Annotated in this window: 17 protein-coding genes; 15 read left to right on the forward strand and 2 right to left on the reverse strand. The window is 45.0% G+C overall.

Annotation, left to right across the window (positions count from 1 at the left end; translation table 11 throughout):
- Window positions 1-60 precede the first annotated feature (60 nt).
- The 8 genes from panB to Q1A23_RS16365 all read left to right on the forward strand — a co-directional run bounded on the left by panB (window position 61) and on the right by Q1A23_RS16365 (window position 5,949).
- The gene (gene panB / locus Q1A23_RS16330) at window positions 61-879 is read left to right on the forward strand and encodes a 3-methyl-2-oxobutanoate hydroxymethyltransferase (RefSeq protein WP_299825197.1); all 819 of its coding nucleotides are present in this window, start codon (window positions 61-63) and stop codon (window positions 877-879) included.
- 146 nt (window positions 880-1,025) lie between these two features.
- Complete coding sequence (locus tag Q1A23_RS16335; protein WP_299825199.1) at window positions 1,026-1,706, forward strand: RluA family pseudouridine synthase; 681 nt, start codon at window positions 1,026-1,028, stop codon at window positions 1,704-1,706.
- Between the two features lie 163 nt (window positions 1,707-1,869).
- Entirely contained in the window at window positions 1,870-2,631 is a 762-nt protein-coding gene (locus Q1A23_RS16340) for an acyl-CoA desaturase (RefSeq protein ID WP_299825202.1), read from the forward strand.
- A gap of 251 nt (window positions 2,632-2,882) precedes the next feature.
- Window positions 2,883-3,434, forward strand: coding sequence for a 30S ribosomal protein S16 (locus Q1A23_RS16345; protein ID WP_299825205.1), 552 nt, complete (start codon window positions 2,883-2,885; stop codon window positions 3,432-3,434).
- A gap of 11 nt (window positions 3,435-3,445) precedes the next feature.
- Window positions 3,446-4,027 carry a ribosome maturation factor RimM gene (gene rimM, locus Q1A23_RS16350; protein WP_299825208.1) on the forward strand — a complete coding sequence of 194 codons (582 nt, stop codon included), beginning with the start codon at window positions 3,446-3,448 and terminating at the stop codon, window positions 4,025-4,027.
- On the forward strand, window positions 4,027-4,704 hold the full coding sequence (gene trmD / locus Q1A23_RS16355; protein ID WP_299825211.1) for a tRNA (guanosine(37)-N1)-methyltransferase TrmD: 678 nt from the start codon (window positions 4,027-4,029) through the stop codon (window positions 4,702-4,704). The genes rimM and trmD overlap by 1 nt, the downstream gene beginning before the upstream one ends.
- 171 nt (window positions 4,705-4,875) lie before the next feature.
- On the forward strand, window positions 4,876-5,229 hold the full coding sequence (gene rplS / locus Q1A23_RS16360; RefSeq protein WP_299825213.1) for a 50S ribosomal protein L19: 354 nt from the start codon (window positions 4,876-4,878) through the stop codon (window positions 5,227-5,229).
- Between the two features lie 135 nt (window positions 5,230-5,364).
- Complete coding sequence (locus tag Q1A23_RS16365) at window positions 5,365-5,949, forward strand: inorganic diphosphatase (RefSeq protein WP_299825215.1); 585 nt, start codon at window positions 5,365-5,367, stop codon at window positions 5,947-5,949.
- A gap of 190 nt (window positions 5,950-6,139) precedes the next feature.
- On the opposite strand, the gene Q1A23_RS16370 is transcribed toward Q1A23_RS16365, so the two are convergent.
- Complete coding sequence (locus Q1A23_RS16370; RefSeq protein WP_299825218.1) at window positions 6,140-6,838, reverse strand: DNA repair ATPase; 699 nt, start codon at window positions 6,836-6,838, stop codon at window positions 6,140-6,142.
- Window positions 6,839-7,059: 221 nt separating this feature from the next.
- Here Q1A23_RS16370 and Q1A23_RS16375 point away from each other — a divergent pair, with 221 nt between their 5' ends.
- From Q1A23_RS16375 to Q1A23_RS16385, 3 genes are all read left to right on the forward strand, one after another.
- A complete protein-coding gene (locus Q1A23_RS16375; RefSeq protein WP_299825221.1) occupies window positions 7,060-7,467 on the forward strand; it encodes a 6-carboxytetrahydropterin synthase in 408 nt (135 codons plus the stop codon).
- Window positions 7,430-8,116, forward strand: coding sequence for a GTP cyclohydrolase I FolE (gene folE / locus Q1A23_RS16380; protein WP_299825224.1), 687 nt, complete (start codon window positions 7,430-7,432; stop codon window positions 8,114-8,116). Before Q1A23_RS16375 ends, folE begins: the two co-directional genes overlap by 38 nt.
- A 127-nt stretch (window positions 8,117-8,243) precedes the next feature.
- Window positions 8,244-9,155 (forward strand): TIGR01777 family oxidoreductase, encoded by a 912-nt coding sequence (locus Q1A23_RS16385; protein WP_299825227.1) that lies wholly within the window; start codon window positions 8,244-8,246, stop codon window positions 9,153-9,155.
- A gap of 76 nt (window positions 9,156-9,231) precedes the next feature.
- On the opposite strand, the gene Q1A23_RS16390 is transcribed toward Q1A23_RS16385, so the two are convergent.
- The gene (locus tag Q1A23_RS16390) at window positions 9,232-11,562 is read right to left on the reverse strand and encodes a transglycosylase domain-containing protein (protein ID WP_299825229.1); all 2,331 of its coding nucleotides are present in this window, start codon (window positions 11,560-11,562) and stop codon (window positions 9,232-9,234) included.
- Window positions 11,563-11,686: 124 nt separating this feature from the next.
- Here Q1A23_RS16390 and Q1A23_RS16395 point away from each other — a divergent pair, with 124 nt between their 5' ends.
- The 4 genes from Q1A23_RS16395 (at window position 11,687) to Q1A23_RS16410 (ending at window position 14,617) form a co-directional block, all read left to right on the forward strand.
- Window positions 11,687-12,256, forward strand: a complete 570-nt coding sequence (locus Q1A23_RS16395; protein ID WP_299825232.1) for a hypothetical protein — start codon at window positions 11,687-11,689, stop codon at window positions 12,254-12,256.
- Between the two features lie 74 nt (window positions 12,257-12,330).
- The gene (locus Q1A23_RS16400; protein WP_299825235.1) at window positions 12,331-13,122 is read left to right on the forward strand and encodes a class I SAM-dependent methyltransferase; all 792 of its coding nucleotides are present in this window, start codon (window positions 12,331-12,333) and stop codon (window positions 13,120-13,122) included.
- 97 nt (window positions 13,123-13,219) lie between these two features.
- Window positions 13,220-14,101 carry a UbiA family prenyltransferase gene (locus Q1A23_RS16405; RefSeq protein WP_299825237.1) on the forward strand — a complete coding sequence of 294 codons (882 nt, stop codon included), beginning with the start codon at window positions 13,220-13,222 and terminating at the stop codon, window positions 14,099-14,101.
- Window positions 14,102-14,143: 42 nt separating this feature from the next.
- Window positions 14,144-14,617, forward strand: coding sequence for a hypothetical protein (locus tag Q1A23_RS16410; RefSeq protein ID WP_299825239.1), 474 nt, complete (start codon window positions 14,144-14,146; stop codon window positions 14,615-14,617).
- Window positions 14,618-14,648 lie beyond the last annotated feature (31 nt).

Raw genomic sequence — 14,648 nt, forward strand, 5'->3', positions numbered from 1 at the left:
AAAATGTGGCTGTTTTTGTTTTAGATTTTATAGCTTTACACCTTAACTATTGCAATTGCTATGTCTGTTCATAAAAGTGACTTAAAAAAAATCACGACACACCAGCTTCAGAACATGAAGGAGCGAGGTGAGAAGATCTCCATGCTCACAGCATACGACTACTCCATGGCTACTATCCTGGATGCAGCCGGAGTTGACGTATTACTGGTAGGCGACTCAGCATCCAACGTAATGGCTGGCCACGAAACAACACTACCTATCACCCTGGACCAGATGATCTACCATGCCTCTTCAGTAATTCGAGGGGTGAACAGAGCTTTTGTAGTAGTAGACTTACCATTCGGTTCTTACCAGGGTAATTCCTCAGAAGCTTTGCGATCTACAATCCGCATCATGAAAGAATCTGGCGCACATGGCATAAAACTGGAAGGCGGAGCAGAGATAAAAGAATCGATTACACGCATACTTAGCGCAGGCGTACCGGTAATGGGCCACTTAGGCCTTACGCCGCAATCTATCTATAAATTTGGCACTTACTCTGTGCGTGCCAAGGAGGAAGAGGAAGCTCAGAAACTGATAGACGATGCCTTGCTGCTGCAAGAGCTAGGCTGCTTTTCCATTGTATTAGAGAAAATACCATCCGAGCTCGCTAAGCGCGTGGCCGAAAAGCTCCAGATCCCGATTATAGGCATTGGCGCTGGTCCGCATGTAGATGGCCAGGTACTCGTAGTTCATGATATGCTGGGAATAAACAAAGAGTTTAAACCTCGTTTCCTGCGCCGCTACGCCGACCTGCACACCATCATGACAGATGCTGTACAGAACTACGTGAAGGATGTTAAAAACCACGACTTCCCGAACGAGAAGGAGGCATATTAAGCTTTATGCGATAGAAGGTCAGTAAGCCATACTTTAAAGTATAGCTTACTGACCTTCTTCATACTTTATACTTCTGATCACACCCCAACAAAGCAGGATAAAAGGTAAAGCTGTTTTTAGTCATATACCTGCTTTAGATTATACGTATGGCGTTAGACGTTCTTTTTGAGGATAACCATGTGCTGGTGGTAAACAAACCAGCCGGCTTACTTGTGCACGGCGACGAAACCGGCGATGTAACGCTGGCTGACCTGGCTAAAAAGTACGTCAAAGATAAGTATAACAAACCGGGCAATGTATTTATAGGCGTTGTTCACAGGCTAGACAGGCCAGTTAGTGGAGTTGTGTTGCTGGCAAAAACATCTAAGGCTCTCAGCAGGCTTAACGAACTCTTCCGGAGTAAAAAAACGCAGAAAACATACTGGGCCGCTGTAGAAAACAAACCGCAGCAAGAACAAGGCACCCTTGTGCACTGGCTCATAAAAGACAGCGCCAGAAACGTTACTAAGGCATATAGCAAGGAAAACAACAACGGTTTAAGATCGGAACTGCATTACAAACTATTAGTTGCAAGTAAAGACAGGTATCTGCTAGAAGTAAACCCTATTACAGGGCGGCCACACCAGATACGCGTACAGCTGGCATCTATGAAGTGCCCTATACTTGGCGATTTAAAGTATGGCGCCGCCCAGCCATTGCCAGACAAAAGTATAGCCCTGCACGCCCGGCAGTTGCAGTTTGAGCACCCAACCTTAAAAACACCTGTAACAGTTAGTGCACCGCTACCCGCTACACCTGTGTGGCAACCGTTCAGCAACTTACTTTAGTACTAAAGCAGGAATTCGCAAAAGTGATTTAAATCATTTTTATGAACTTTTATATGCTCCACTCTATTTTACATTAAATTCATGTTGTAGATTTGCGAAATAGCCTGGCAATTTGCTTGTGCTGCACAGCTTAACACATTATAAACACCTTCATATTAGTTAAATGGCAATACTCATTTTCTTTGTAGTGCATTGGTACCTGTCTCTTTTCGTTCAGACATTTTACCTGCACCGCTATGCTGCCCATAAAATGTTCACGATGAACCCTTTCTGGGAAAAGGCATTTTACCTGTTAACTTATATTGCCCAAGGCTCTTCATTCCTATCGCCACGTGCTTATGCTGTGCTTCACCGCATGCACCATGCTTTTTCAGACACAGAGCGCGACCCACATTCACCGCATTTTTCTAACAATGCCTTTACCATGATGTGGAAGACAAAAGAAATTTACAACAATGTACTTAACCGCCGTGTAGAGCCTGAACTTCGTTTCGAGGGCAACTACCCTGTCTGGAACGCTATTGAAAAAATAGGCGACTCATACTACTCCAGAATTGGGTGGGGCGTAGGTTATGTGTTATTCTATATCGCCTTTGCCACACAGTGGTGGATGTACCTGCTGTTGCCTGTACACTTCCTGATGGGCCCGGTACACGGCGCTATTGTAAACTGGAGCGGCCACAAGTATGGCTATCAGAACTTCGATAATAACGACAAATCAAGAAACTCGCTTTTCTTTGACTTCTTAACTGGAGGCGAACTGTTTCAGAACAACCACCACAAATTGCCGAACCGTGTTAATTTTGGTGTAAAGTGGTGGGAAGTAGACCCAACATGGCCAGTTATCTGGACACTTAATAAAGTTGGCATTATTAAGCTGAAAGAGCCGAAAGCTAAAACAGTAAGAGCCAGAGCAAATGCTTAGTATAAAAAGCCCTCCCGCAACGGAGGGCTTTTCTTTTTTGAAAAAATGACACTCTCTGCTCTAAGTACTTGTTTCTTTTATAGTATAAATACGGGGATAGTATAGTTGCCACTTAAGCACAGGCCTACTTAAAGCCACAGTATCACCTACTTTTCGTTTGCAAAACGTTGCACTTAACCAAATAATATTCTTACCTTTGCGGTTCTAAAAACTGGCGGACGGGATTCGCCGACTTAATTATTCTATAAAAAATGGCAGTAAAAATCAGACTGGCCCGCAGAGGCCGCAAGAAAGCCGCTATCTACGATATCGTAGTAGCCGATGCAAGATCACCACGTGATGGTAAGTTCATCGAGAAACTGGGTACTTACAACCCTAACTCAAACCCTGCTTTTATCGATTTCGATCAGGAGAAGGCGTTTAACTGGATGATGAACGGTGCTCAGCCAACTGACACAGTTAAGGCTATGCTTTCTTACACAGGTATCCTTTACAGAAGACACCTGCAAATAGGTGTTATTAAAGGTGCTATTTCTCAGGAAACTGCTAACTCTCGTTTCGAAGAGTGGAAGAAAGAGAAAGAATCTAAGATTGAGAGCAAGCGTCAAGGTCTGATGACTGACAAAGAAGCTAAGAAAAAAGCTGCTTTCGACGCTGAAACTAAAGTTAAAGAAGCTCGTGCAGAGTCTATTCGTCAGCGTGAGGCTGATAAAGCTGCTGCTAACGCTCCAGCTGAAGAAGCTGCAGAGGAAGCACCTGAAGCATCAGCTGAAGGTGGCGAGTCTACTGAAGAACAAGCATAATTTCTTTTGCCATGAATATTGATGCCTGCTTCCTTCTTGGATACATCGTCAAGACCCATGGCACAAAGGGCCAGGTAGTAGCGTTTTTCGACGTTGACTTTCCTGAAGATTATGAAGATCAGGAATCAGTTTTCCTTGAACAAAAAGGAAGACTGATTCCTTTTTTTATTGACGCTGTAGAGCCAATAAAAAACAGCCGTTTCATCATCAAGTTTGAAGATATAAACACGATGGAACAGGCAGAGGCGCTTCGCGGCACATCTTTATACTTGCCGCTGAACGAACTGCCAGAGCTGGAAGAAGATCAATTTTACTTTCACGAAGTGATCGGATATCAGGTAGTGGACCAGAACCACGGCAAGCTTGGCACAGTAAAAGAATTTTATGATTTGCCTCAGCAGCAGTTAATGGCTATGGATTACCTGGGCCAGGAAATGCTGATCCCGGTGATGGATGAAATCCTGCTACGTGCTGACCATAAAGCCAAAGAACTGTACATCATGCTCCCGGAAGGCCTTTTGGAAGTATACACCGAACCATCCAACCCCGAAGACGCCGACGATCAGGACGACGACACGGAGGAGGCAAAGTAATGCGTTTCGATATTATCAGCTGCCAGCCTGACCTGCTGGAAAGCCCCTTTAGCCACTCTATACTTAAACGAGCCCAACAAAAAGGCTTGGCAGAAGTGCATGTGCATGATTTACGCAAGTATGCCATTAACAAGCACGGCCAGATAGATGACTACGCTTTTGGCGGTGGAGCAGGCATGGTAATGATGATCGAGCCGATTGATAAAATGATTACTGAGTTGCAGGCCGAGCGCACCTACGATGCCATTATTTACATGACACCGGATGGCCAGACGCTTAACCAGCAAGTAGTAAACAAGTTTTCGCTGTTACAGAATGTGATTATACTTTGCGGCCACTACAAAGGCGTGGATGAACGCGTAAGGCAGCATTTTGTAACTCACGAAATCAGTATCGGAGACTACGTACTTTCAGGTGGGGAGCTGGGCGCAGCGGTTTTAGCAGACGCCATTATCCGTATCATTCCTGGCGTGCTAAACGATGAGTCCTCGGCATTGACGGACTCTTTCCAGGATGGGTTGCTGGCACCGCCGGTTTATACACGCCCTGCAGAATACAAAGGCATGAAAGTGCCTGATATACTGATGTCTGGAGATGCACCCAAGATTGAGCAATGGCGCTTTGAGCAGGCTGTAAACCGCACCAAACAGCGCCGGCCAGATTTACTGGAAGATTGATTTAGATTTTGGCAAACAGTTTTTGTAAACTTTATTACTGCTATGGCACATATTTTTGAGCGATGGCAGCAAAAAACTATATTTTTTTTCTGCAAATGTTCCTATGTAATAAATATTTACATATCTTTGCAGTCCGAATTTTGAAGAAGATACTTTAAGAAAATAGCCATCATGAGCGAGTTAATTAAATTTATTGAGCAGGAATATACTGACAAACGCGCCTCTTTCCCTGCTTTCAACGCAGGTGATACAATCAATATCCACGTTAAAATCCGTGAAGGTAACAAAGAGCGTATCCAGCAGTTCCAGGGCGTTGTAATCCAGCGTAAGAACGTAAACACTAACGGCGAAACATTTACTGTTAGAAAAGTATCTAATCAGATCGGCCTTGAGCGTATTTTCCCACTTCTTTCTCCATCTATCGAGAAAATCGAACTTGTGAGAAGAGGTAAAGTAAGAAGAGCAAGACTTTACTATTTAAGAGGTCTTTCTGGAAAAGCAGCTCGTATCAAAGAAAGAAGATAAGAATACCTGTTTTCATAAATTTTCCGTAGTTTTAGTGAAGAGGAGTTGTGCAAACAGCTCCTCTTTTTTTGTGCTGTATCCTTAAATTGCTTTAGTTACCGTCCCAGTTAACTTAGAAGTATAAACCCGTATTCCATGAGATATTGTTTTCACGCACTATTGCTCATTAGCATTCTTTTCATCACGAGTTGTAAAACAGATTATGCTACCCTGCCAACTTACACAGGCACCAGGCAATTACAGGCAGTTATAGAAGTACCGGCAGGCAATAACCTGCAGCTAAAGTACAACAAACAAACACAGGAGTTTGTAAGCGATAAAAATGCAGGGAAAGACCGAATAATAGAGTTTCTTCCGTTCCCGGGAAACTATGGGTTTATACCTTCCACAGAGGTTGGTAAGAATGGGAGTGGCCTACCTATACTTGTACTAGCCGAAAGAGTTGAAACAGGAACAGTAATGGAAGTTGTGCCATTAGGGATATTACAACTGGAAACAGAAGGCGAAATACAACCCATCGTAGTTGCAGTACCCGCACGCCCTAGCGAACGCACAATTGACGCTACTACGCTAGCAGCTTTCTCACAAAGCTACCCAGCAGCACAGTTTATACTTAAAGAGTGGTTTGTAAACCGTAATAAAACAGCTAACACTAAATTTGTCGCCTGGCGCGATGAACGATTTGCGGATAAGGAAATACAGCGTTGGATGATGCTTTAAGTACGTTCACTTAAAAGCTAGTAGCATGCCTGGTTTCGGAAAAAGTGACATAAGTAAAGTATTCTTAAGTAGATAAAGCAATTTCTAGCATTTAATAACAGTTCTTCCCGGTAGTCATAAAAAAGCGCTGACCGGCAGATACGGACACATCCACCAGTCAGCGTTAAATAAATTTGCTTGACGCTGTAGCTTACTTTATTTGTTGCAGCTTTGCTCTCACAGCCTCAACTGATTTTTCCATTTCTTGCACACGCTGGCGGCTAACCTCCTGCTGTGTCTGGTTATTTACCACTTCCTGTTCCAGTTGCTTAAGTTCTCCGGCATTGCGTACCAGCTCCGCCTCAAGCTCCTGCTTGCGCTTCTTGTTCTTGTCAATGTTTAGCTGTATATCGTTTGCCTGCTTCACAACACGGTCCTGCTCCTGCTTCGTTGCGCGCAGTACATCCTCGGCTTCGTTTATTTGGCGCAGCACATCTTCGCGGTACACTTTTCTGGCAAAACCTTTCATAAAGTTCTCCGCAGCGGTGTACTCCTGCGGCGTAGCATTCTTATCTACATAAGCTACACCCATATCAAGGCTCCACCATACATAACTGCCATTTGTACCGCTGCCTACAGTAGATAAAACACGCATAGGCTTATTACTGATAGTGTCTATAACAGCACTTTCAATAGTATACACTCCTTTAGTATATTTCACTTTCCCGGCTTTGCTAGACAGGTGGTCTTTCCAGTATTTTTCTACAAACTTAGGATCCAGCTGTACTGTAAGCTGCTGCCCCCGGCGCATGACACCATTAACTGTTTGCTCACTCTCCTCTACCTTAACTTGCTGCGCTTGGCAGATACCTGCTACCATTAATAGCATTACAAGTAAAACTGTTCTCATTCTCATGCCTGACTTTAGTGATTTGATGATGTGTACCTTGAAATGAAGTACGAAAATAAGTAATCGTACTGATAAACAGGATGTACCAAGAGAATAATTTAGCGAAAATTTGATTTGGGATTAGAATTAGCAGCGTTAACTTTGTAAACTTATAGCTTACGTAAAAATCGAAAGCCTTAAGCAAGGCAAAACATTAGCCATGCAGGGTTGTTGGAAACATTATGAGAGTAACCGTTTGCCGAAAAGAACACTTTAATGCTGCGCACAGGCTGTATAACCCGGCCTGGACCAATGAGCAAAACGACGCTTTTTTCGGGAAGTGCAACAACCCGAACTACCATGGCCACAACTATGAGCTTATCGTTAAGCTTACAGGGCCTGTAGATCCGGAAACAGGATATGTGTTCGACATGAAGAAACTGAGCACAATTGTGCAAGAGGAAATCATTGCAAAATTTGATCATAAAAACCTGAACCTGGATACACCTGAATTTGCGCAACTAAACCCCACAGCCGAGAATATAGCTGTTGTTATATGGGAGAAGCTGCGCCAAAAAATTGATGCCGGATTTGATCTGGCCGTAGTACTTTATGAAACAGAACGAAACTTTGTTGAATACAATGGATAACCAGGATTGGGATGATGAAATGGATGATCACATCCTGGGTTCATTAGAAACACCGATGCGACCTGATGCATTTGCGCTTTCTGATAGTGAGAAAATAGCGGTTATCGAGGAACACTTCGCACATATCATGACCGCACTTGGCCTTGACCTGACAGATGACAGCTTGAAAGGCACGCCACACCGTGTGGCAAAAATGTATGTGAAGGAGATATTCAGCGGTCTGCACCCGGATAATAAACCAGCTGTGCGCCGTTTCGAGAACAAGTACAAGTATAACCACATGCTTGTAGAGCGTGATATTACGCTTTACTCATCTTGCGAGCACCACTTTGTCCCTATCATTGGCAAAGCACACGTAGCCTATGTACCAAACGAGCATGTAATTGGCTTATCCAAGCTAAACCGCATTGTGCAGTATTATGCCCGTCGCCCTCAGGTGCAGGAGCGCCTTACTATGCAAATTGCCAATGAACTGAAGCAGGCGCTTAAAACTGAAAACGTAGCGGTAATGATAGAGGCGGATCACCTTTGCGTGATGAGCCGTGGTGTAAATGATGTTACCAGCAGCACTATAACAGCAGAGTACTCCGGGCTCTTTCAAGAAGACCACTTCCGAAATGAGTTTCTGGCACATATAAGCAAGAAATAAACGAATTTATAGCCGTATACAATACCAGCCTGCACTTAAAAGCCAAGTATAAACTGGTAATCAAAACTTATTACCAGCTTATTTACGTATAGTTACATTTCTATATTCATTTTTCTAAATTAGAATTATGCCAGGTAAAATACTTATTACAGGTGGTTCAGGGTTGGTAGGCATGCGCCTGTCCGAAATGCTGATTGACCTTGGTTATGAAGTTGCGCACCTGAGCCGTAATCCCAGCAAAGTATCAACCTACAAGACCTTTAAATGGGATATAGAGAGCGGGTATATTGATGATAACGCTGTTTCTTATGCCGATTACATCATCAACCTGGCAGGTGCTAGGGTATCTGATGGAAAGTGGACGGAGGAGCGAAAGAAGGAAATCCTGAAAAGCCGCGTAGAAAGTATAAACCTACTGCACAAGTGCCTAAGCAGATCTCAGCACCACGTTAAGGGTTTTATCTCCTCATCTGCTATTGGCATTTACGGCAACTCCGGCGAAAGGCTTATGTCTGAGGAGAGCACTTACGCCGATGATTTTCTAGCCGAAGTATGCAAAGCCTGGGAAGCAACCGCCTGGCAGATGCGCGACCTTAACTTACGCACCGTTATCTTAAGGTTAGGAATTGTGCTGAGCAACAAAGGCGGCGCCCTGCCCCAAATAGCAAAACCTATCAAACTAATGGCAGGCGCAGCCCTGGGCAGCGGCAAGCAATACATGTCTTGGGTGCATATAGACGATGCCTGCCGCTTATTTATTCGGGCTATAGAAGACACGCAGTTTGAAGGCGTGTACAATGCTGTTGCGCCACACCCTGTTACAAACGAAAAGTTTACAAAAGAACTGGCAGAGGCAATGCACAAACCTTTGGTATTACCCAAAGTACCTGCTTTTGCCTTAAACTTGGTAATGGGCGAGATGAGTGATGTGATACTGGCCAGCCAACGGGTTAGCGCAAACAAAGTGCTGCAAACTGGCTTTACCTTTGAGTACAATTACCTTGAAGAGGCGCTTGAGTCTTTTTACGATCCTTCTTAGAAAATATAAAAGTATAAAAACAGTAGAGGCCGCTATATACGATAGCGGCCTCTACTGTTTTAGGAATATGAGTGTGTTAAAGCAGGTTCCCTCCCAGGTTTAATATTTCCAGTACAGAATCCACTTCAGTAGAATCTATCTCTACGGCCCTTGGCAGTACCGTGGTACAGTTATACTTCTTGCTTATTTTAACGGTAGGCCCTGGGAAGCGCCCCATAGTATACCCTAGCGATTGGTCTTTGTAAATCTTCTCCATATAAAGCCCAAATACTGGCAAAGCCGTTTTAGAGCCCTCTCCTAGTTGTGATGTTCTAAAATGTATACTTCTGTCTTCGCCACCAACCCAAACACCTGTAACAAGGTCTTTTGTAACGCCCATAAACCAGCCGTCAGAGTGGTTGGACGTTGTACCAGTTTTACCGCCAATCTCGTTTCCTTTCCAGAGGTCATATTCCCACAAGGCCTGCGATGTGCCACCTGGCTCTTCTATACCGCCTTTGAGCATGTGCATCATCAGGAAAGCCGTTTCTTCGCTTAGTACCTTCTTCTGCCTTGGCATAAACTGGTGAATCAGGTTGCCGTTGCGGTCTTCGATACGGGTAATGAACATTGGCTTAGTATGGAAGCCCTGGTTCGGGAACGTACTATAAGCACCCACCATATCAAAAACAGATACATCGCTTGGGCCCAAGCCTATTGAAGGCACCGATTGCAAAGGGCTATTAATACCCAACCGCTTGGCATACTTTACTACAGTTTCCCAGCCGATAATTTCGGTGAGTTGTGCTGTTACAGAGTTTACAGACTTACCCATGGCGCGGCGTAATGTCATGGGTGCACCGGTGTACTGCCAGTCGGCGTTTGTTGGCGACCACGATTTTTTCTCCCCGTTCTCTACGTAGTTAATAGTGATGCGCTTATCCACTATTTTATCGCAGGGAGAATATCCGTTATCGATGGCAGCCACATAAACAAATGGCTTAAAGGTAGAACCAGGCTGGCGACGTGCCTGCTTTACGTGGTCATACTTAAAATACTTAAAATTGATGCCTCCTACCCACGCTTTGATGTGCCCGGTGAAAGGGTCCATGGTCATCATACCGCTGTGCAGGAAGTGCTTGTAATAAGCCAGCGAGTCAAGCGGCGACATTGTTACTTTCTTCTCTAGTGCCGGATTATCCCAGGTAAACACCATCATTTCGCGAGGCGTGTTCAGCTCGCGGTTTATGGCTTCTGTATCATTGCCATACTTCTTTTTCAGGCGCTGGTAATATGCTGTTCGCTTTATTGTTTCCTCTATAAAGCCCGGTATCTCACGGTCCTTTTCATCTACCCATGGGTTACGGCCTTTCCAGTGGTTATCGAAGCGGCGCTGCAACTTACGCATGTGCTCGTTCATGGCCTCTTCGGCATGCTGCTGCATTCTGGAGTCAATTGTAGTATAAACTTTAAGGCCATCGCGGTACAAGTCATAGCCATTCTGCTTGCACCACTCCTGCAGGTAGTCTGCAACTGCACCTCTAAAGTACGTGGCAGGGCCGTCGTAATGGTTTTCTACTTTATAATCCAGCACCAGAGGCAGCTGGCTAAGCGAGTCGGCCTTTGCTTTGGGCAGGTAATTATACTTCGCCATCTGCCCTAAAACCGTGTTGCGGCGTCGGGTGGCATTTTCAGGGTTAAACCTTGGGCTGTAGTAAGTCGGGGCTTTGAGCAAACCAACCAGCACCGCCGCCTGCTCTAGTTTTAAGCTATCAGGAGATGTGTTGAAGAATGTTTTTGAGGCTACCTTGATACCGAACGAGTTTGAGCCAAAATCCACAGTATTCAGGTACATGGCCAGGATCTCATCCTTGGTATAGCGCTGCTCCAGCTTAATGGCCGTAAGCCATTCTTTTGTTTTAGAAATAACAATGCTGAGACCAGGAATATGGCCCAACACGCCCTTAGAGTCATCGGTTCTGGTTTTGTACAGGTTTTTAGCCAGCTGCTGCGTAATGGTACTTGCGCCACGGGCCTCGCCTTTAAAACTGCCGTAAACTGCCGAGGCAATAGCGGCAGGGTCTATACCGGCGTGCTCGTAGTAACGCACGTCTTCCGTAGCCACCAGCGCCTTTATCAGCATCGGCGACATATCGGTATAAGATACAGGACTGCGGTTTTCACGGAAGTACTTCCCGATCAGTTGCCCATCAGAAGTATAAAGCTCTGAAGCCTGGTCAGAGCGTGGGTTCTCCAGTTTATCCAGGCTAGGCGAAGTGCCAAAAAGGAACAGCACATTGTATTCCACGCTTATCAGGTACAGCAGCACAAAGGCAAACCCAAGGAAAAAGCCTCTCCAGATAAACCTGATTATCCCCCTGTAAACCGACCTCTTTGGTTTTTCTATTTCTTTTTGCTCTTTCAGCATTGTATTCAAACAGAATCAGATCTATTATAAATCGTTTTAATCAGATGAAAAACGAGTGCAAATATACCTTTTGTACTTCACATGTTTGGATATAACTTGACAAAACTTAGCCAATAATCTGTAAATGCACGCTACTTTTAAGGTAGCTGATTATCTTTGCCTTAGCAAGTACAAATTAAAAACAGGCATGCAGCAGACCCCAGAACAGGCTTTTGATAGAATAATTGGCTTACCGCTAACTAAAACCACACGTAACGCAACTGTGCAATACTTCCATTTTGGCAACACGCATTACACTACGCCGCAGGGCCTTGTGCTCGACATTGGAGAGCTAACAATAGCCGTGAACTGCCCTTGGCAAGTACAGTTGCCTGACGGACAAACTATAAAGCACAGCGAAGTATACATTCGTAAACGCGAAGCCGGCTTACCCACACCTGTATGGGACTGGAAAAAGCCTGGCTCCAGTCTAAGCGATCAGCGTTTGATGCAGCTTACCAACGATAATCCAAACCTAGTGGTAGAGCGCGTGGAGCAGCAGCAGGATTTCACTTTGATGCTATACTTTAGCGACGGCACTTTGCTTAGCATCCTTTCAGACCCTGAAACGCCTGCAGATGAGTACTGGCAATTATTCAGCAACACCGGCGACGGCCTGTCTGTTGGTGCCGGCGCTAACGGTATAATTTTTTAACCAGTAAACAGAGGGCAAGCAATTGCCCGGCAACTTTTAGGGCGGCTGCTCAGTAACCTAAATAAAAACAGGTATTGAACATCCGCCTTCAACTTTTTGAACTGGAAGACCAAAGATGGTTTCCGCATGTGGTGCGCCAGGGTATGCTGGACTACCTGCGTTTCATGATAACCAAACTTGAAACGTACGAAGCTGCACTACCTTTACTGGAAGAGCTTTTAGTTAAAACAAAGCAGCACCATATTATTGATCTGTGCGCAGGCGCCGGAGGAGGTATAGCCGGCATTAGAGAAGGGCTTAGCAAACGCATGGCTGCAACCATTACCGTCACCCTCACCGACCTCTACCCTAACCTCGATGCTTACGAGTACTTGCAAAACGAATCCAAAGGGGCTATAGATTTTATTCCTGAACCGGTTAATGCCCTGAATGTACCCGAAAACCTGCATGGAGTGCGCAGCATTTTCTCATCGTTTCACCATTTCCCGCCGCAGATAGCGCAAAGTATATTACAAGATGCTGTAAACAAACGTGCTGCCATTGGCATATTTGAAGGAGCTAAAAAGAGCTGGACCGAAATGCTGTTGCTTTGGCTTACGTTTCCTTTTGCCATCATCTTTGTCACTCCCTTTATCAGGCCGTTTAAATTTAGCAGACTCTTTTTTACGTATGTCATACCCTTGATACCCTTGGGTATACTTTGGGACGGGACGGTTTCGCTGCTCCGTATATACCCACCAGGCAAACTGCAAAAAATGGCAAATAAAGTTAGTGGCACCTCTTATACCTGGAAAGCAGGCCGGGCGGGAAAAGGCCCTGGTAAGCACGTTATCTACCTGATTGGGTATCCGGAGACTAGCGACTAAGTTATGCTGCTTAAACCATACTTGTTACAGCAGTAGCAACCATATATTGCGTTACCTGATCATAGGAATTAAAGCTTAAGCAACTGAAGATTACACCATGGCAAATTACCGAAGCGCGCTCATACTTATGCGGATACCTTTCTCGGTGTACCTGATGCCTGTGTTTTGGTTTGCACTAAGCACGCTTCACAGTTTTGATCTATGGCGAGCAGCAGCTGTTTTTTTAATACTGCACCTGCTCGCTTACCCGGCCAGTAACGGCTACAATTCCTATTACGACCGCGACGAAGGCAGTATTGGCGGCCTGGAGCGGCCGCCACAGGTAACAAGGGAGTTAATGCACCTGGTGTTATTATTCGATATACTGGCTATTGCCTTTGCAAGTATACTTTCTCCGTTGTTTGGAGCCTTACTTGCTTTATACCTGCTCATCTCAAAAGCATACAGCTACGAGGGCATCCGGCTTAAAAAGTATCCTGTTCTCAGTACCTTTGTTGTCACTTTTTTCCAGGGAGCTTTTACGTATGGCATGGTACAGGTGGGCCTGGGTTTAGCAATATCGCAAGTGCTGCAGCAGCCAAATACATGGTATGCTCTGGTTAGCACCTTGTTTCTCTGCGGCTCCTACCCCCTCACGCAAATTTACCAACACCAGGAAGATGCAGCGCGAGGCGATAAAACACTTAGTTTACTTTTAGGCATCCGGGGCACGTATATTTTTGCTGCTGCCAGTTTGCTTTCCGGTACGGCCATATTGCTGTGGTTATACTTTAGCAGCACCCAGTTTCACAACATCTTTATCTTCCTGGTATGCACCATGCCCATTTTATACTTTTTCTCGGGCTGGGCTATTCGCGCCTTCAAAGACAACAGCGCTGCAAACTATAGCAACACCATGCAAATGAACAAGATATCTTCTGTGTGCATTAGTCTTGCTTTTATACTGATGACCTTTTTTAATGCTACCCCGAAAGTATAACTAAAGTGTAAAGCACCGTATACAGAAAAAAACTGCTGGCCTATGAAGCTACTATACGCTATACTTGCTGGCCTGGCCGCGACCGCCGCCATGACGGCCTTTTTATACTTGCTCTCATACCTGACGCACCGTGTCATGAAGGTGATAAAGATACTTGGCACCATGCTTACAAGGCGCACCCAACCCGACGGAAGCCTCTCTGATGCCGCCAGCACAAAAGTAATTGGAACCATAGCACACTATGCAGCAGGCATCTTTTTCGCCTTAATTTACCTGGCACTATGGGATTCTGAGGTTGGCTTGATTACAGCCTCGTGGGGTCTGCTTTTTGGCTTGGCGCACGGTATTATGGCCATGCTGATCTGGTACTTTTTTTTCATGATGCACCCCAACCCTCCTATCATTCCTTTAAGGTCCTATCTGCTCACATTAATCGCAGCACATGTTGTGTTTGGGTTTGTTGTTACTTATACTTTTCACCGGCTGTTGCAACCTGATTATTCTTTCTGGTGGTAAATTTATAAACAGCAAAGGAGGCAGCTACAAA

This window comes from uncultured Pontibacter sp., assembly GCF_947492645.1.
Lineage (GTDB): Bacteria > Bacteroidota > Bacteroidia > Cytophagales > Hymenobacteraceae > Pontibacter.

Excerpts from the sequence above, each read along its gene's own strand:
- rimM (WP_299825208.1), top strand. The coding sequence starts at position 3,446 with ATGAATATTGATGCCTGCTTCCTTCTTGGATACATCGTCAAGACCCAT.
- Q1A23_RS16405 (WP_299825237.1), top strand. The coding sequence starts at position 13,220 with ATGGCAAATTACCGAAGCGCGCTCATACTTATGCGGATACCTTTCTCG.
- Q1A23_RS16345 (WP_299825205.1), top strand. The coding sequence starts at position 2,883 with ATGGCAGTAAAAATCAGACTGGCCCGCAGAGGCCGCAAGAAAGCCGCT.
- folE (WP_299825224.1), top strand. The coding sequence starts at position 7,430 with ATGAAACAGAACGAAACTTTGTTGAATACAATGGATAACCAGGATTGG.
- Q1A23_RS16365 (WP_299825215.1), top strand. The coding sequence starts at position 5,365 with ATGAGATATTGTTTTCACGCACTATTGCTCATTAGCATTCTTTTCATC.
- Q1A23_RS16335 (WP_299825199.1), top strand. The coding sequence starts at position 1,026 with ATGGCGTTAGACGTTCTTTTTGAGGATAACCATGTGCTGGTGGTAAAC.
- Q1A23_RS16370 (WP_299825218.1), bottom strand. The coding sequence starts at position 6,838 with ATGAGAACAGTTTTACTTGTAATGCTATTAATGGTAGCAGGTATCTGC.
- rplS (WP_299825213.1), top strand. The coding sequence starts at position 4,876 with ATGAGCGAGTTAATTAAATTTATTGAGCAGGAATATACTGACAAACGC.
- Q1A23_RS16395 (WP_299825232.1), top strand. The coding sequence starts at position 11,687 with ATGCACGCTACTTTTAAGGTAGCTGATTATCTTTGCCTTAGCAAGTAC.
- Q1A23_RS16410 (WP_299825239.1), top strand. The coding sequence starts at position 14,144 with ATGAAGCTACTATACGCTATACTTGCTGGCCTGGCCGCGACCGCCGCC.
- trmD (WP_299825211.1), top strand. The coding sequence starts at position 4,027 with ATGCGTTTCGATATTATCAGCTGCCAGCCTGACCTGCTGGAAAGCCCC.
- Q1A23_RS16340 (WP_299825202.1), top strand. The coding sequence starts at position 1,870 with ATGGCAATACTCATTTTCTTTGTAGTGCATTGGTACCTGTCTCTTTTC.
- Q1A23_RS16385 (WP_299825227.1), top strand. The coding sequence starts at position 8,244 with ATGCCAGGTAAAATACTTATTACAGGTGGTTCAGGGTTGGTAGGCATG.
- Q1A23_RS16390 (WP_299825229.1), bottom strand. The coding sequence starts at position 11,562 with ATGCTGAAAGAGCAAAAAGAAATAGAAAAACCAAAGAGGTCGGTTTAC.
- Q1A23_RS16375 (WP_299825221.1), top strand. The coding sequence starts at position 7,060 with ATGAGAGTAACCGTTTGCCGAAAAGAACACTTTAATGCTGCGCACAGG.
- panB (WP_299825197.1), top strand. The coding sequence starts at position 61 with ATGTCTGTTCATAAAAGTGACTTAAAAAAAATCACGACACACCAGCTT.